The sequence below is a fragment of the Paraburkholderia metrosideri genome, assembly GCF_904848625.1.
GTDB lineage: Bacteria > Pseudomonadota > Gammaproteobacteria > Burkholderiales > Burkholderiaceae > Paraburkholderia > Paraburkholderia metrosideri.
Genome location: NZ_CAJHCP010000027.1, coordinates 22670 through 36971, shown reverse-complemented (window position 1 = coordinate 36971; position 14302 = coordinate 22670). Strand labels below are relative to the sequence as shown.

Below are 14302 nucleotides of genomic sequence, written 5' to 3'. Positions count from 1 at the left end.
GATACTTCTGCTTTATGGCAAGCCCCGAAGGACCCACCCGCATCGCGCATCAAGCGCCCACACTTATCGGCTGTTAATTTTTAAAGATCGATCCGCGAAATCCGCAGCGCCTACTTCAACCACCCGGCACCGCTTCGTTCTGCGTCGCTGCGTCTGCAGCAGAGAAACGAGATTATGAAGAACTTTCTCAGCGCCGTCAACAGGTTTTTATCACTTACTGAACCTGCCCACTTCGCTGGAAGCCTTGCCACTGCTGGCTTTCCCGCTTCCCCGTGCCCCGGTATCCGAAGCACGAAAGAGCGAAATTCTAGCGAGCCGTACCGGCACTTGCAAGCGTTATTTTGACAAGCGTATTAACGGTTCTTAAAAACCGGTTTGCGCTTCTCGACGAATGCCGCCATGCCTTCCTTCTGGTCTTCAGTAGCGAAGAGCGAATGGAACAGGCGGCGCTCGAAATGCACGCCTTCGGCCAGCGTCGTTTCATATGCGCGGTTGACGGACTCCTTCACCATCATCACGGCAGGCAACGGGAACTCGGCAATGGTCGCGGCTGCCGCGAGCGCTTCGTCAATCAGCGAAGCCGCCGGAATAACACGCGAAACCAACCCCGCCCGCTCGGCTTCGGCTGCATCCATGAATCGGGCGGTCAGGCAGAGGTCCATGGCCTTGGCTTTTGACACGGCGCGCGGCAACCGCTGCGTTCCGCCAGCACCCGGCATCACGCCCAGCTTGATTTCCGGCTGCCCGAATTTCGCGGTGTCGGCGGCAAAAATGATGTCGCACATCATCGCCAATTCGCAACCGCCGCCCAGCGCAAAGCCGGCTACAGCAGCAATGATCGGTTTGCGGATCGAGCGAACCGTCTCCCAGTTACGGGTGATGTAGTCGCCCTTGTAGACATCCATATAGGTGTAGGTCGCCATCATGCCGATGTCGGCCCCGGCAGCGAACGCCTTCTCACTGCCAGTCACCACGATCGCACCGATGGCGTCGTCCGCATCGAACTCGCGCAACGCAGCCCCCAACTCGTCCATCAGCGCATCGTTCAACGCGTTCAGTGCTTTAGGGCGATTCAGTGTGACCAATCCAACCCGTCCCCGCGTCTCAACCAGAATGTTCTCGTAAGCCATGCCGCCTCCTTCCTAATGGTTAATCACACGCGAAAACGCTTCGCGCGGCGCAATTAATGATGCTACCATTCACCAACCAACCGGTCGGTCAATTATTAGACAGGCTGTTCCCCAACGTATAGCCAAGCCCCTCTGCCATGACACATCCGCTATTCACCAAACACGAAGACACGCTGCAAAAGGCACTCACCGCGGTCGAAACGCGCGGCTACTGGAGTCCTTTCGTCGAGATGCCCAGTCCAAAAGTGTACGGGGAAACAGCCAACGCGGATGGTGAAGCCGCATTCAAGGCGCTTCTCAACACGACTTTCGATCTGGACCAACCGTCGACAGGTGAAACCGTCGGGGCGGAAATCTCGCCATTCGGATTCCCGCTTGGCGTTCGCTACCCAAAGGCCGACCCCGACTCGCTAATCGCAGCCGCCGCTGCCGCTCAGCGCGACTGGCGCGCCGCGGGTCCGCAGGCGTGGATCGGCGTGTGCCTCGAGATTCTTGCGCGAGTAAATCGGGCCAGTTTTGAAATTGGCTACAGCGTCATGCATACGACCGGTCAGGCATTCATGATGGCTTTCCAGGCTGGCGGCCCACACGCTCAGGACCGCGCGCTCGAAGCCGTTGTCTATGCGTGGGACCAGTTGCGCCGTATTCCCGCCGACGCTCACTGGGAAAAGCCCCAAGGCAAGAACCCGCCGCTCGCCATGCGCAAGCGCTACACCGTCGTGTCGCGCGGAACCGGCCTTGTACTCGGCTGCTGCACGTTCCCGACATGGAATGGCTATCCCGGTCTCTTCGCCGACCTCGCCACGGGCAACACGGTCATCGTCAAGCCGCACCCGGGCGCGATTCTTCCGCTCGCGCTGACAGTCCGAATTGCGCGCGACGTATTGCGCGAAGCCGGCTTCGATCCCAACGTCGTCACGCTGCTCGCCACCGAGCCGAACGACGGCGCACTCGTCCAGAATCTGGCGCTGCGTCCGGAAATCAAACTTATCGACTTCACGGGCAGTTCGCAGAACGGCACGTGGCTCGAGCGCAATGCGCACCAGGCGCAGGTCTACACTGAAAAAGCAGGCGTCAACCAGATCGTGATCGACTCGGTCGACGACATCAAGGCGGCCGCCCGCAACATCGCCTTCTCGCTCGCGCTGTACTCAGGCCAGATGTGCACCGCGCCGCAGAACATCTATATACCGCGCGACGGCATCCGCACGGCCGAGGGCATAGTTGGCTTCGACGAAGTCGCTCAAGCCATTGCTGCCGCCGTGCAGAAACTCGTCGCGGAACCCGCCCGTGCGGTCGAACTGCTGGGAGCTATCCAGAACGAAGGCGTCACTCAGCGCATTGACGAAGCCACGAAGCTCGGCCGCGTTCTCGTCGAAAGTCAGACGCTCGAACATCCCGCTTTTGCCGGTGCTCGAGTACGCACGCCGCTCGTTCTGCAACTCGACGCCGCCAACGACCACGCGCAGTTCACCAAGGAATGGTTCGGCCCGATCTCATTCGTGATCGCAACAGACTCAACCGCGCAGTCACTTGATCTCGCTGGCGCCATCGCAGCCGAACACGGCGCGTTGACGTTATCGGTGTACAGCACAAACGAAGCCGTGCTCGAAGACGCGCACGAAGCATCGATTCGCGGCGGTGTAGCGCTCTCGATCAATCTGACCGGCGGTGTGTTCGTCAATCAATCCGCGGCCTTCTCCGACTTCCACGGCACGGGCGCCAACCCGGCGGCAAACGCTGCGCTCGCCGATGCAGCCTTCGTCGCGAACCGCTTCCGCGTAGTGCAAAGCCGCGTTCATGTTGAACCGAAAGCGGCCCCAGCGGTAGCTGGCTGAATGTCATAAGACAAAGCTCGGCTTCGTCCTATGCCATCTGGCCGAATGGACCGGGTCGTGCACCCCAACTAACATGAGACATCGGATCGGGCTCTTGCGCTGATCCGCCTTAGCGGGAATTCCAATGAACGACGCCTTCATTTGCGACGCGATTCGCACCCCAATCGGCCGCTACGGTGGCGCCCTGAAGGACGTCCGTGCAGACGATCTCGGCGCCGTTCCGATCCGGGCGCTGATCGAGCGCAATCCTGGGGTGGACTGGAGAGCGCTCGACGATGTGATCTATGGCTGTGCCAATCAGGCTGGTGAAGACAACCGTAACGTAGCGCGTATGTCTGCGCTGCTGGCCGGTCTACCCACGGATGCGCCCGGCGCAACCATCAACCGCCTGTGCGGCTCAGGTATGGACGCGGTGGGCACTGCAGCGCGCGCGATCAAATCGGGCGAGGCGCGCCTCATGATTGCTGGCGGCGTCGAGAGCATGACACGGGCGCCATTCGTCATGGGTAAAGCGGCCAGTGCATTTTCGCGTCAGGCTGATATTTGCGACACGACCATCGGCTGGCGCTTTATCAATCCATTGATGAAGCGCCAGTACGGCGTCGACTCCATGCCGGAAACAGCGGAAAACGTTGCTGTCGAGTTCAGTATCAGCCGCGCCGATCAGGATGCGTTTGCGCTCGCGAGTCAGCAGAAGGCCGCACGGGCGCAGCGCGACGGTACGTTGGCCCACGAAATTGTCGGCGTTGAAATCGCACAGAAGAAAGGCGACCCGGTGCGGGTCCTGCTTGACGAGCATCCGCGAGAAACTTCACTGGAGAGCTTGGGCAAACTCAAGGGCGTAGTTCGTCCGGAGGGCAGCGTGACGGCGGGCAATGCGTCTGGAGTGAATGACGGGGCTTGCGCGTTGTTGCTAGCGAATCAACAGGCCGCTGATCAATATGGGCTGCGTCGCCGCGCACGTGTTGTCGGCATGGCTACAGCGGGCGTCGAGCCGCGCATCATGGGAATCGGCCCGGCGCCTGCTACGCAAAAACTGCTGAAGCAGCTCGGCATGACGCTCGAACAATTCGACGTGATCGAACTGAACGAAGCATTCGCGTCGCAAGGGTTGGCCGTGCTGCGCACGCTCGGTCTGCGCGATGACGATCCGCGCGTCAATCCGAACGGCGGCGCCATTGCGCTGGGGCATCCATTAGGCGCATCGGGCGCGCGTCTGATTACGACTGCGCTCTACCAGCTGGAACGGAGCAACGGCCGCTTCGCGCTTTGTACGATGTGCATCGGCGTGGGGCAAGGCATTGCGCTAGTCATCGAACGGGTCTGACGGCAACGCCGCCGCACCCTTCGGCCAGAAGAGACTTTGAGGAGACACCCAATGTCATATGAAGCGATCCGCCTGGACATCGACCCGTCGAGCCATGTGGCGACTATCACGCTGAATCGTCCGGACAAGCTCAACAGCTTTACACGCTCGATGCATCAGGAACTGAGCTCAGCGCTCGATCAGGTCGAAGCGTCCGGTGCCCGTGCGCTCGTGCTGACTGGCGCGGGTCGCGGCTTTTGCGCCGGCCAGGATCTCGCCGATCTCGATTTCACGCCGGGTGCAATGACCGACCTCGGCGGGCTAATCGACGAGTACTTCAATCCGCTGATTCGTCGACTGCAAGCTCTGGCTCTTCCGGTGATTGCGGCAGTCAATGGCACGGCCGCTGGTGCCGGCGCCAATCTCGCGCTCGCTTGCGACCTCGTGCTCGCAGCCCGCTCCGCCAGTTTCATTCAGGCGTTCGTGAAGATCGGTCTGGTGCCGGACTCGGGCGGTACCTGGTTTCTGCCGCAGCGTGTCGGCATGGCTCGCGCATTGGGACTCGCCATGACCGGCGACAAACTCAGCGCGGAAAAAGCCGAAAGCTGGGGCTTGATCTGGCAGACGGTGGACGACACGGAACTCGCCGCCACCGCAGCCCGGCTTGCGGCCCAACTCGCACAACAACCCACCCGCGCGATCGCCGCGATCAAGCAGGCAATGCGCGCCGGCGCGACGCAAACGCTTGATCAGCAACTCGATCTCGAACGAGACCTGCAACGCGAACTCGGTGCGTCTCACGACTACGCCGAAGGCGTGCAAGCGTTCGTGGAAAAGCGCGCACCACGTTTCGAAGGCCGCTGATATGTTCACTCAAGCCACCCAGGCCAACCAGATGACTCCAGACGAACTCGCCCGTGCAACCGCTGCTGCGATGTATGAGAACGATGCGTGCACCCGGGCGCTCGGCCTCGAAATTCTGGAAATTCGCCGCGGCTATGCGCGTTTGCGCATGGCTGTGCGTGACGACTTCCTGAATGGCCACCAGACTTGCCACGGCGGTTTGATTTTCACGCTAGCCGATTCGGCGTTCGCATTCGCCTGCAACACGTACAACATCAACACCGTCGCAGCAGGCTGCTCGATCGAATTTCTGAAGCCGGTAGCACGCGGTGAGATGCTGACTGCGGAAGCCATCGAGCAGACGCTAAGCGGTCGCACCGGCATTTACGACATTCGCGTCACGAACCGGGCTGGAGAAACCGTGGCAATGTTCCGTGGCAAATCGGCGCAAATCAAAGGCAACCTGATTCCCTCGGGTGAGTGACGGGCAACCGAACAGCAAGCGCAACACATGTGCGGCAATCCAGGGCGACGCTGCGACAAATCCCGCAAACAACGCCGTGGTGAAAGCACAGTGGCGGCTCACTCCACGTCACACCGGAAAATCGCACACGTCCCAGTTTTGCGCGCAAGCGCACCATACATTAGACACAAGCATTGAGCCAGCAAGGAGACATTCGATGACCACCGACCTTCCGCTCGACCCGATCGAGACCGCCAGCCGCGACGAACTTGTCGCGCTTCAACTTGAACGGCTCAAATGGTCGCTGAACCATGCCTACGAAAATTCGCCCGTCTACCGACGCAAGTTCGACGAAGCCGGCGTTCATCCGAGCGAGGTGAAGACGCTCGCCGACCTGGCGCGCTTTCCCTTCACCACCAAAAAGGATCTGCGCGACAGCTACCCGTTTGGGATGTTCGCCGTCCCGCAGGAACAGGTTTCGCGCATTCACGCTTCATCTGGTACGACGGGCAAGCCGACGGTGGTGGGCTACACCGCGCGCGATATCGACACGTGGGCGAACCTCGTCGCGCGTTCGATCCGCGCCGCTGGCGCAAAGCGTGGCGACAAGGTGCACGTGAGCTATGGCTACGGTCTTTTCACCGGCGGCCTCGGTGCACATTACGGCGCCGAGCGCGCGGGGCTGACCGTGATTCCGTTCGGCGGCGGCCAGACCGAAAAGCAGGTGCAGTTGATCCAGGATTTCAAGCCGGACATCATCATGGTGACGCCGAGCTACATGCTCTCCATTGCGGACGAGCTCGAACGACAAGGCATCGATCCGGTCAGCTGTTCGCTGCGCCTCGGCATCTTCGGCGCGGAACCGTGGACCAACGACATGCGCCAGGCGATCGAAAAGCGCATGGGTATCAATGCGGTCGACATCTATGGACTGTCCGAAGTGATGGGACCCGGCGTAGCGTCGGAATGTGTGGAAACGAAAGACGGCCCGACCATCTGGGAAGATCATTTCTATCCCGAGATCATCGACCCCGAAACCGGCGCGGTATTGCCGGACGGCGAACTCGGCGAGCTGGTGTTCACGTCGCTGACGAAGGAGGCGCTGCCCATTGTCCGGTACCGCACGCGCGACCTCACGCGTCTATTGCCTGGCAGCGCTCGCACCATGCGACGGATGGAAAAGATCACAGGCCGTTCGGACGACATGATGATCGTGCGCGGCGTGAACGTGTTTCCCACGCAGATCGAAGAATTGCTACTCAAGCAGCGCGCGCTCGCGCCTCACTATCAGATCGTGTTAACCAAGGAAGGCCCGCTCGACGTATTGACGCTGAACGTCGAACCTTGCCCGGAAGCCGCACCGGATGCGGGCGCGCTGACCACGGCAAAACAGGCGTTGGCCTACGACATCAAGGCGCTGATCGGCGTGAGCGCAGTGGTAAATGTGCTGGGCGTGAACGGGATAGAGCGTTCGGTGGGTAAGGCGCGACGTGTAGTGGACAAGCGCCGGTCGGGACTGTAACTACTCACTCATCGCAAAGCGATCGGCGCCACAGATGGATTGACATCCATCTGTGGCGCCGTTTTCATCGGCGATCCGCGCAGAGGCTCATTAGAAGCGAGCGTTCCTGCGAACCTGGCTTTTTAGGTCTGCAAATCCGTAAATCTGTAGACCTGTAAATCGCACAGCGGCAACTTCAATTTCAAAAGCCGCCGTGCCACCGAATCATTACGAATTCGGCAGCAACAACCACATCCTGCCGCCCTGCTTCATCTTGCCGGCCAGATCGCCTGCATCGTCGCCGAGTCCCCAGAAGTAATCGGCGCGCACGCCGCCCTTGATCGCCGAACCGGTGTCTTGCGCGAACACGAGGCGATTCATCGGCGAGTTCGTCAGCGGACGCGTGGTCTGCAAAAACACCGGCGTGCCAAGCGGAATCGAAGTCGGGTCGACGGCAATCGAACGCTCGGGCGTCAACGGCACCCCGAGTGCGCCAATCGGACCATCCGCGCCGCCGCTCGGCACATTTTCGCCGGACGGCATCTCGCGGAAAAACACAAAGCGCGGATTGGTATCGAGCAGAGCATCGACCCGTGTCGGGTTCGCGCGTGCCCATGCCTTGATGCCTTGCATGGTCGCCTGCGACGGTGTCAGTTCGCCGCGATCCAGCAGCCAGCGCCCAATCGACTTGTACGGCTGATTGTTGGTGCCGCCAAAACCGAGGCGCACGACGCTGCCGTCCTCCATCACGATCCGCCCGGACCCTTGCACCTGCAGAAAAAACGCTTCAATCGGATCGTCGACCCAGACCAGTTCGTTGCCGTTGAGCACACCCTCCCGCTCCAACTGGGCACGCGCCGGCATGGCCGCCCCTGTGCGGTAACCGGACGGCCAGCGATACAACGCAGTCTGATATACGCCATGCCGTGTACGCGAGCCGCGTAGCAAAGGCTCGTAGTAGCCTGTCACGAGACCGTCCAGCGTGCCGTCGTTATTGGCTAGCTGGAAAGGGGTGAAATAGGCTTCGAAGAAAGCCCGTGCACTGGTCACGTCGAGATCGTCGATTTGCGCGGCCGCAGCGCACGCCCGAGACCAGTTCGGCTGACGCGCGAGCCTCACGCAGTTTTGCCGCAACGCAGCCGTCGCGCCGATCAGCGAGTCGTCCTGCCAACCCGGCACCTGCTGCCACGCGACTGCCGTGAGTCGCGTGGCAGCAATCTGCCCGGGTATGATCGCAGCACCCGCGGGCGGCGAAACTGTCGACCGGACCGCGCCGCCACCACCGCAGGACGCCAGCATGACCGCAAACGAAAGCGCTCCGAGCCATGCTCCGGCCGTGCGGACAAAACGCATACAATGTTCGTTCTTGATGGAAACCGCCATGTCTGATCTGTTCGACGAATACCCGATGCTCATCTTCGCGCTGGAGTCGCTCATCGCGCTCTTCCTGCTCGTCTTCATCGTCGTATGGACGTCGTCCGGCAAGAAGAAAACGGCGCGCGCCAAAGCGAATGAACAGCACAAGCAGCAAAAACCACAGTGACGCGAGGCGCTCGACTACGCGCTAACCACTACTCAACAGTTCGTTCAACAGCTTTAAAGACCGTGGGCCTGCGCCCCGGTTCAATGCAACGTTCGCGGCATGCGCAGGATGAACTCCGGCACCGGTGCATCAAAGCGTTCACCGTCTTCGGCAACGCAAAAATAAGCACCACGCATCGTGCCGACCGGCGTCGCAATTACGGCCCAACTCGTGTACTCGAAATGCTCGCCTGGTTTAAGCAATGGCTGATGCCCGACCACGCCCAGACCTTTCACTTCCTGAACATTGTCGTCGCTGTCGGTAATCACCCAATGACGCGCGATTAACTGTGCGGGCACCTGACCGGTGTTACGAATGGTCAGCGTGTATGCAAACGCATACTGGCGGCGCTCCGGGTCCGACTCTTCGGGCAGAAACTGCACCTGCGCCGACACGCTGAATTCGTACTGGCTCATCCTGATTCCGGTCTGATCAAACTGCTGTGAAAAATCGCGGGAAAGCCCGAACGCCAATGGTTTGCGGCCTACCGGCGATGCGGCGCTTATGGACTGGCATTCTGCTTGATGCGACGGATGCCCGCAACCGGGCAAATCCTTCGGTCAAAAACGATTAGGGCGATTTCGTGCTTCCGTCGCACGAACTTGAGGCTGGCTTATAACCTTCGGTCAGGCGGTCCTGCGACGCACAAAACGGTAAAATGACGCTTTCCCGCTTGCATCCGCCCCCGCCATGACGCAATTTCGCATTTCTCCCAGCATTCTGTCCGCCGATTTCTCCCGTTTGGGCGAAGAAGTCCGCAACGTCGTCGCCGCCGGCGCCGACTGGATTCACTTCGACGTGATGGACAATCATTACGTGCCGAACCTGACCATCGGCCCGCTCGTCTGCGAAGCGATCCGCCCGCACGTCGACGTGCCGATCGACGTGCATCTGATGGTGCGCCCCGTCGACCGCATCGTGCCCGACTTCGCCAAGGCCGGCGCCAACATCATCAGCTTTCACCCGGAAGGCTCGGACCATATCGACCGCACGCTGTCGTTGATCCGCGATCACGGCTGCAAGGCCGGGCTGGTGTTCAATCCGGCCACCTCGCTGAGCCACCTGGATTACGTGATGGACAAGGTCGACCTCGTGCTGATCATGTCGGTGAACCCGGGGTTCGGCGGCCAGTCGTTCATTCCCGAGGCGCTCGTCAAGTTGCGTGAAGCCCGCAAGCGGATCGACGCCTATAAGGAGCGCACGGGCCGCGAGATTCATCTGGAAGTAGACGGTGGCGTGAAAGTCGACAACATCGCGGAAATCGCGGCGGCTGGCGCGGACACGTTCGTGGCCGGTTCGGCGATCTTCGGCCAGCCCGATCACAAGGTCGTGATCGACAAGATGCGCGCGGCGCTCGCCAACATCCAGCACTGAAGCCACCACGTAATATGACCGCTCCGTTTCCTACCCCGACGTTCACCGGCCCACGCCTGCAAGCTGCGATCATCGACCTCGACGGCACGATGGTCGATACCGCCGACGACTTCACCGCCGGCCTGAACGGCATGCTTGCGCAACTCGACGCAACGGAAACGTCGCGAGAAGAAGTGGTGGGTTATGTGGGCAAGGGCTCGGAGCACCTGATCCGCAGCGTGCTCGCGCCGCGCTTCGAGACGGAGCACGCGCAAGACCGCTTCGACGAGGCACTCGCGATCTATCAGGCGGAATACGCGAAAATCAACGGTCTGCACACGCGGCTTTATCCCGATGTCGAAGCGGGTCTGCACGCCATGCGCGAAGCCGGGCTCAAGCTCGCCTGCGTGACCAACAAGCCGCACCGGTTCGCGGTCGAACTGCTGGAACAGTACGGTCTTGCCCAATATTTCAGCGTCGTGCTCGGCGGCGACAGTCTGCCGAAAAAGAAGCCCGACCCGCTGCCCATGCTCACCGCGGCGGCGCAACTAGGCGTCGAACCGCAAGCCACCGTAGCCATCGGCGATTCGGAAAACGACGCACTGGCGGGCCGTGCAGCAGGCATGGCGACGCTCACCGTGCCGTACGGCTACAACCACGGCCAAGCTATACAAACAATAAAATCCGATGGTATAGTTGCCTCGCTGCTCGACGCCGCCAAGGCGATCGCAGCGCACCATTCCACGACTTGAAAAGTCCTTCAATCTCATGTTTCTGAATAAAAAACGGAGTCTGATTAGCATCGACCGGGGAGCCTGGCCCTGGCGTCGCTGGTCGCGCTAACCTCGCCTGAGGTACGCTGAAGCTCGTCTTCGGCAACCGTTTTTTACTTCGCTGCGCTCACGCGTTTTTCCATCGTCTTGTTTCGCTGCATCGGTTGATTCGGCTTGCGTGTACCTGCAAAAGTACATCTGTATGCTGAAATCCCGTTGTACGCGTCGATGGGAACTCGCGCCGGTCGGTATCATCATCGTGTTGCATAGTCCACGAACGCCCTGACCGGTTGCGCTACGCCCCGCTTTGTCCGACGCACGCTGCCGCCGGATCACCGTACAGGATCGGAACATGACCGAACTCGAATTCCAGTCCCTCGCCAACGAGGGTTTCAACCGCATTCCGCTGATCGCCGAAGCGCTCGCCGACCTCGAAACGCCGCTCTCGCTGTATCTGAAGCTGGCGCAAACCGAGCGTAACGGCGCGAACTCGTTCCTGCTGGAATCGGTGGTGGGTGGCGAACGCTTCGGCCGCTACTCGTTCATCGGCCTGCCGGCGCGCACGCTGCTGCGTACGCGTAACGGCGTGTCGGAAGTGGTGCGCGACGGCAAGGTCGTCGAAACGCACGAAGGCGATCCGCTCGAGTTCATCCAACAATTCCAGGGGCGCTTCAAAGTGGCGCAACGCCCCGGTCTGCCGCGTTTCGCGGGCGGTCTCGCCGGCTATTTCGGCTACGACGCGGTGCGGTACATCGAGAAAAAGCTCGCCAACAGCGCGCCGAAAGACGATCTGAACCTGCCGGACATCCAGTTGCTGCTCACCGAAGAAGTCGCGGTGATCGACAACCTCGCGGGCAAGCTCTATCTGGTGGTCTACGCCGATCCGACGCAGCCCGAGGCGTACGCGAAGGGCAAACAGCGTCTGCGTGAATTGCGTCAGCGCTTGCGCACGACCGTGCAGCCGCCCGTCACGTCGGCGAGCGTACGCACTGAGACGTTCCGCGAATTCGCGAAAGACGACTATCTGACCGCCGTGCGCAAGGCGAAGGAATACATTGCCGCCGGCGAACTGATGCAGGTGCAGGTCGGGCAACGTCTGACCAAGCCGTACCGCGATAACCCGCTGTCGCTGTATCGCGCGCTGCGTTCGCTGAATCCGTCGCCGTATATGTATTTCTACAACTTCGGCGACTTCCACGTGGTCGGGGCATCGCCGGAAATTCTGGTGCGCCAGGAAAAGCGCGGCGAGGATCGCATCGTCACGATCCGTCCGCTGGCCGGTACGCGTCCGCGCGGCAATACGCCTGAACGCGACGCAGAACTCGCGACCGAACTGCTGAACGACCCGAAGGAAATCGCCGAACACGTGATGCTGATCGACCTCGCGCGCAACGACGTGGGCCGTATTGCGCAGATCGGCTCAGTGGTCGTGACCGACAAGATGGTGATCGAAAAGTACTCGCACGTGCAGCACATCGTGAGTTCGGTCGAAGGCAAGCTGAAGCCCGGCACCACCAATTTCGACGTGCTGCGCGCCACCTTCCCGGCCGGCACGCTGTCCGGCGCGCCGAAAGTTCGCGCGATGGAACTGATCGACGAACTGGAACCCATCAAGCGCGGCCTGTATGGCGGGGCGGTCGGCTACCTGTCGTTCACCGGCGAAATGGATCTCGCGATCACGATCCGCACTGGCGTGATCGCGAACGGTAATCTGTACGTGCAGGCGGCTGCGGGCATAGTCGCGGATTCGGTGCCCGAATCCGAATGGCAAGAGACCGAGAACAAGGCGCGCGCCGTGCTGCGCGCCGCCGAACAGGTTCAAGACGGCCTCGATAGCGACTTCTGACCGGAGATACACCATGCTGCTAATGATCGACAACTACGACTCGTTCACCTACAACCTGGTGCAATACTTCGGCGAACTCGGCGAAGACGTGCGCACCTACCGGAACGACGAAATCACGCTGGACGAAATCGCCAAGCTCAACCCCGAGCGCATCTGCCTGTCGCCTGGCCCCAGCAACCCGCAACACGCGGGCATTACGCTCGACGTGCTGCGCGAATTCGCCGGCAAGACGCCGATTCTCGGCGTCTGCCTCGGCCATCAGGCCATCGGCGAAGCGTTCGGCGGACGTGTGGTACGTGCGCAAACCATCATGCACGGCAAGGTCAGCACGATCGAAACGGACTGCAAAGGCGTGTTCGCCGATCTGCCGAAGCACTTCGTCGTGACCCGCTATCATTCGCTCGCGATCGAGCGTGAATCGTTGCCGGACTGCCTCGAAGTATCGGCATGGACCGAAGATGGCGAGATCATGGGCGTGCGTCACAAGGAACTGGCGGTTGAAGGCGTGCAGTTCCACCCGGAATCGATCCTGTCCGAACACGGCCACGCGTTGCTCGAAAACTTCGTCAAACAGTCGAAGCTCGCGAGCAGCTACGCATCAATCCGCCACGCCTGATGAAGAGAGACGAAGTCATGTCCATTACGCCCCAGGAAGCGCTGCAACGGACCATCGAGCACCGCGAGATTTTTCACGACGAAATGCTGCATCTGATGCGGCTCATCATGCGCGGCGAGCTGTCGCCGGTGATGTCGGCGGCGATCATCACCGGCTTGCGCGTGAAGAAAGAGACCATCGGCGAGATCACCGCAGCCGCCACGGTCATGCGCGAATTTGCGCGCCACGTCGAGGTGCAGGACAACTCGAATTTCGTCGACATCGTCGGCACCGGTGGTGACGGCGCGCACACTTTCAACATTTCCACGGCCACGATGTTCGTCACTGCCGCAGCCGGTGCGAAGGTCGCGAAGCACGGCGGCCGCAGCGTGTCGAGCAAGTCGGGTAGCGCCGACGTGCTCGAAGAACTCGGCGTGAATATCGATCTGCAACCGGACCAGGTCGCGGCGTCGATTGCGGAAACCGGCATGGGCTTCATGTTCGCGCCGAACCATCACCCCGCGATGAAAAACATCGCGCCGGTGCGCCGTGAACTCGGCGTGCGCACCATCTTCAACATTCTCGGCCCGCTGACCAATCCGGCCGGCGCACCGAACCAGTTGATGGGCGTGTTCCATGGCGACCTCGTCGGCATTCAGGTTCGCGTGATGCAGCGCCTCGGCGCGAAGCACGTGCTGGTGGTGTACGGCATGGACGGCATGGACGAGGTGTCGCTCGGCGCGGCCACGCAGGTCGGCGAATTGCGCGACGGCCAGATTTTCGAGTACGAGATTCATCCCGAAGATTTCGGCATGCAGATGGTGTCGAACCGTTCGCTGAAAGTGGCCGACGCGAGCGAATCGAAAGCGATGCTGCTCGACGCGCTCGACAACAAGCCGGGCGTCGCACGCGAAATCGTCACGCTGAACGCGGGCACGGCGCTGTATTCGGCGAACGTGGCATCGTCGATCGCGGACGGCATCCAGCTGGCACGCGAAGCGATCGCGAGCGGCAAGGCTCGCGCGAAAGTCGACGAGCTGGTCCGCTTCACCCAGCAATTCAAGAAGTGATC

The 14302-nt window shown here is 61.0% G+C and carries 14 protein-coding genes; 11 read left to right on the top strand and 3 right to left on the bottom strand.

Annotation, left to right across the window (positions count from 1 at the left end):
* Positions 1–353: 353 nt before the first annotated feature.
* Complete coding sequence (locus LMG28727_RS33370) at positions 354–1130, bottom strand: enoyl-CoA hydratase (protein ID WP_201646567.1); 777 nt, start codon at positions 1128–1130, stop codon at positions 354–356.
* A 137-nt stretch (positions 1131–1267) separates the two neighbouring features.
* Between LMG28727_RS33370 and paaN the strand changes: the two genes are divergently transcribed.
* From paaN to paaK, 5 genes are all read left to right on the top strand, one after another.
* Positions 1268–2968: a phenylacetic acid degradation protein PaaN gene (paaN, locus tag LMG28727_RS33365; protein ID WP_201646566.1), complete on the top strand. Its 1701-nt coding sequence runs from the start codon at positions 1268–1270 to the stop codon at positions 2966–2968.
* 124 nt (positions 2969–3092) lie between these two features.
* A complete protein-coding gene (pcaF, locus tag LMG28727_RS33360) occupies positions 3093–4295 on the top strand; it encodes a 3-oxoadipyl-CoA thiolase (protein ID WP_201646565.1) in 1203 nt (400 codons plus the stop codon).
* A gap of 51 nt (positions 4296–4346) precedes the next feature.
* On the top strand, positions 4347–5138 hold the full coding sequence (gene paaG / locus LMG28727_RS33355; protein WP_201646564.1) for a 2-(1,2-epoxy-1,2-dihydrophenyl)acetyl-CoA isomerase PaaG: 792 nt from the start codon (positions 4347–4349) through the stop codon (positions 5136–5138).
* Position 5139: 1 nt separating this feature from the next.
* On the top strand, positions 5140–5601 hold the full coding sequence (paaI, locus tag LMG28727_RS33350; RefSeq protein WP_201646563.1) for a hydroxyphenylacetyl-CoA thioesterase PaaI: 462 nt from the start codon (positions 5140–5142) through the stop codon (positions 5599–5601).
* Between the two features lie 196 nt (positions 5602–5797).
* Positions 5798–7102: a phenylacetate--CoA ligase PaaK gene (gene paaK, locus LMG28727_RS33345; protein WP_201646562.1), complete on the top strand. Its 1305-nt coding sequence runs from the start codon at positions 5798–5800 to the stop codon at positions 7100–7102.
* Positions 7103–7309: 207 nt separating this feature from the next.
* Here paaK and mltA read toward each other — a convergent pair whose 3' ends face one another.
* Entirely contained in the window at positions 7310–8434 is a 1125-nt protein-coding gene (mltA, locus tag LMG28727_RS33340; protein ID WP_236592561.1) for a murein transglycosylase A, read from the bottom strand.
* Positions 8435–8450: 16 nt separating this feature from the next.
* Here mltA and LMG28727_RS34455 point away from each other — a divergent pair, with 16 nt between their 5' ends.
* A complete protein-coding gene (locus LMG28727_RS34455) occupies positions 8451–8624 on the top strand; it encodes a hypothetical protein (RefSeq protein ID WP_236592563.1) in 174 nt (57 codons plus the stop codon).
* Positions 8625–8704: 80 nt separating this feature from the next.
* Here the strand turns inward: LMG28727_RS34455 and apaG are convergent, their stop codons facing one another.
* Positions 8705–9079, bottom strand: coding sequence for a Co2+/Mg2+ efflux protein ApaG (gene apaG, locus LMG28727_RS33335; RefSeq protein WP_201646560.1), 375 nt, complete (start codon positions 9077–9079; stop codon positions 8705–8707).
* 274 nt (positions 9080–9353) lie between these two features.
* Between apaG and rpe the strand changes: the two genes are divergently transcribed.
* From rpe to trpD, 5 genes are all read left to right on the top strand, one after another.
* On the top strand, positions 9354–10037 hold the full coding sequence (gene rpe / locus LMG28727_RS33330) for a ribulose-phosphate 3-epimerase (RefSeq protein ID WP_201646559.1): 684 nt from the start codon (positions 9354–9356) through the stop codon (positions 10035–10037).
* Between the two features lie 14 nt (positions 10038–10051).
* On the top strand, positions 10052–10768 hold the full coding sequence (locus LMG28727_RS33325; protein ID WP_201646558.1) for a phosphoglycolate phosphatase: 717 nt from the start codon (positions 10052–10054) through the stop codon (positions 10766–10768).
* 373 nt (positions 10769–11141) lie between these two features.
* Positions 11142–12635 carry an anthranilate synthase component I gene (gene trpE, locus LMG28727_RS33320; protein WP_201646557.1) on the top strand — a complete coding sequence of 498 codons (1494 nt, stop codon included), beginning with the start codon at positions 11142–11144 and terminating at the stop codon, positions 12633–12635.
* A gap of 13 nt (positions 12636–12648) precedes the next feature.
* The gene (locus tag LMG28727_RS33315; RefSeq protein ID WP_201646556.1) at positions 12649–13251 is read left to right on the top strand and encodes an aminodeoxychorismate/anthranilate synthase component II; all 603 of its coding nucleotides are present in this window, start codon (positions 12649–12651) and stop codon (positions 13249–13251) included.
* Positions 13252–13268: 17 nt separating this feature from the next.
* On the top strand, positions 13269–14300 hold the full coding sequence (gene trpD / locus LMG28727_RS33310) for an anthranilate phosphoribosyltransferase (protein WP_201646555.1): 1032 nt from the start codon (positions 13269–13271) through the stop codon (positions 14298–14300).
* The last annotated feature ends 2 nt before the right edge of the window (positions 14301–14302 follow it).

Bases quoted from the DNA above. Each gene is read 5' to 3' on its own strand.
- trpE (WP_201646557.1), top strand. From the start codon at position 11,142: ATGACCGAACTCGAATTCCAGTCCCTCGCCAACGAGGGTTTCAACCGC.
- paaI (WP_201646563.1), top strand. From the start codon at position 5,140: ATGTTCACTCAAGCCACCCAGGCCAACCAGATGACTCCAGACGAACTC.
- pcaF (WP_201646565.1), top strand. From the start codon at position 3,093: ATGAACGACGCCTTCATTTGCGACGCGATTCGCACCCCAATCGGCCGC.
- trpD (WP_201646555.1), top strand. From the start codon at position 13,269: ATGTCCATTACGCCCCAGGAAGCGCTGCAACGGACCATCGAGCACCGC.
- LMG28727_RS33325 (WP_201646558.1), top strand. From the start codon at position 10,052: ATGACCGCTCCGTTTCCTACCCCGACGTTCACCGGCCCACGCCTGCAA.
- paaK (WP_201646562.1), top strand. From the start codon at position 5,798: ATGACCACCGACCTTCCGCTCGACCCGATCGAGACCGCCAGCCGCGAC.
- LMG28727_RS33315 (WP_201646556.1), top strand. From the start codon at position 12,649: ATGCTGCTAATGATCGACAACTACGACTCGTTCACCTACAACCTGGTG.
- apaG (WP_201646560.1), bottom strand. From the start codon at position 9,079: ATGAGCCAGTACGAATTCAGCGTGTCGGCGCAGGTGCAGTTTCTGCCC.
- rpe (WP_201646559.1), top strand. From the start codon at position 9,354: ATGACGCAATTTCGCATTTCTCCCAGCATTCTGTCCGCCGATTTCTCC.
- LMG28727_RS34455 (WP_236592563.1), top strand. From the start codon at position 8,451: ATGGAAACCGCCATGTCTGATCTGTTCGACGAATACCCGATGCTCATC.
- paaG (WP_201646564.1), top strand. From the start codon at position 4,347: ATGTCATATGAAGCGATCCGCCTGGACATCGACCCGTCGAGCCATGTG.
- paaN (WP_201646566.1), top strand. From the start codon at position 1,268: ATGACACATCCGCTATTCACCAAACACGAAGACACGCTGCAAAAGGCA.
- LMG28727_RS33370 (WP_201646567.1), bottom strand. From the start codon at position 1,130: ATGGCTTACGAGAACATTCTGGTTGAGACGCGGGGACGGGTTGGATTG.
- mltA (WP_236592561.1), bottom strand. From the start codon at position 8,434: ATGCGTTTTGTCCGCACGGCCGGAGCATGGCTCGGAGCGCTTTCGTTT.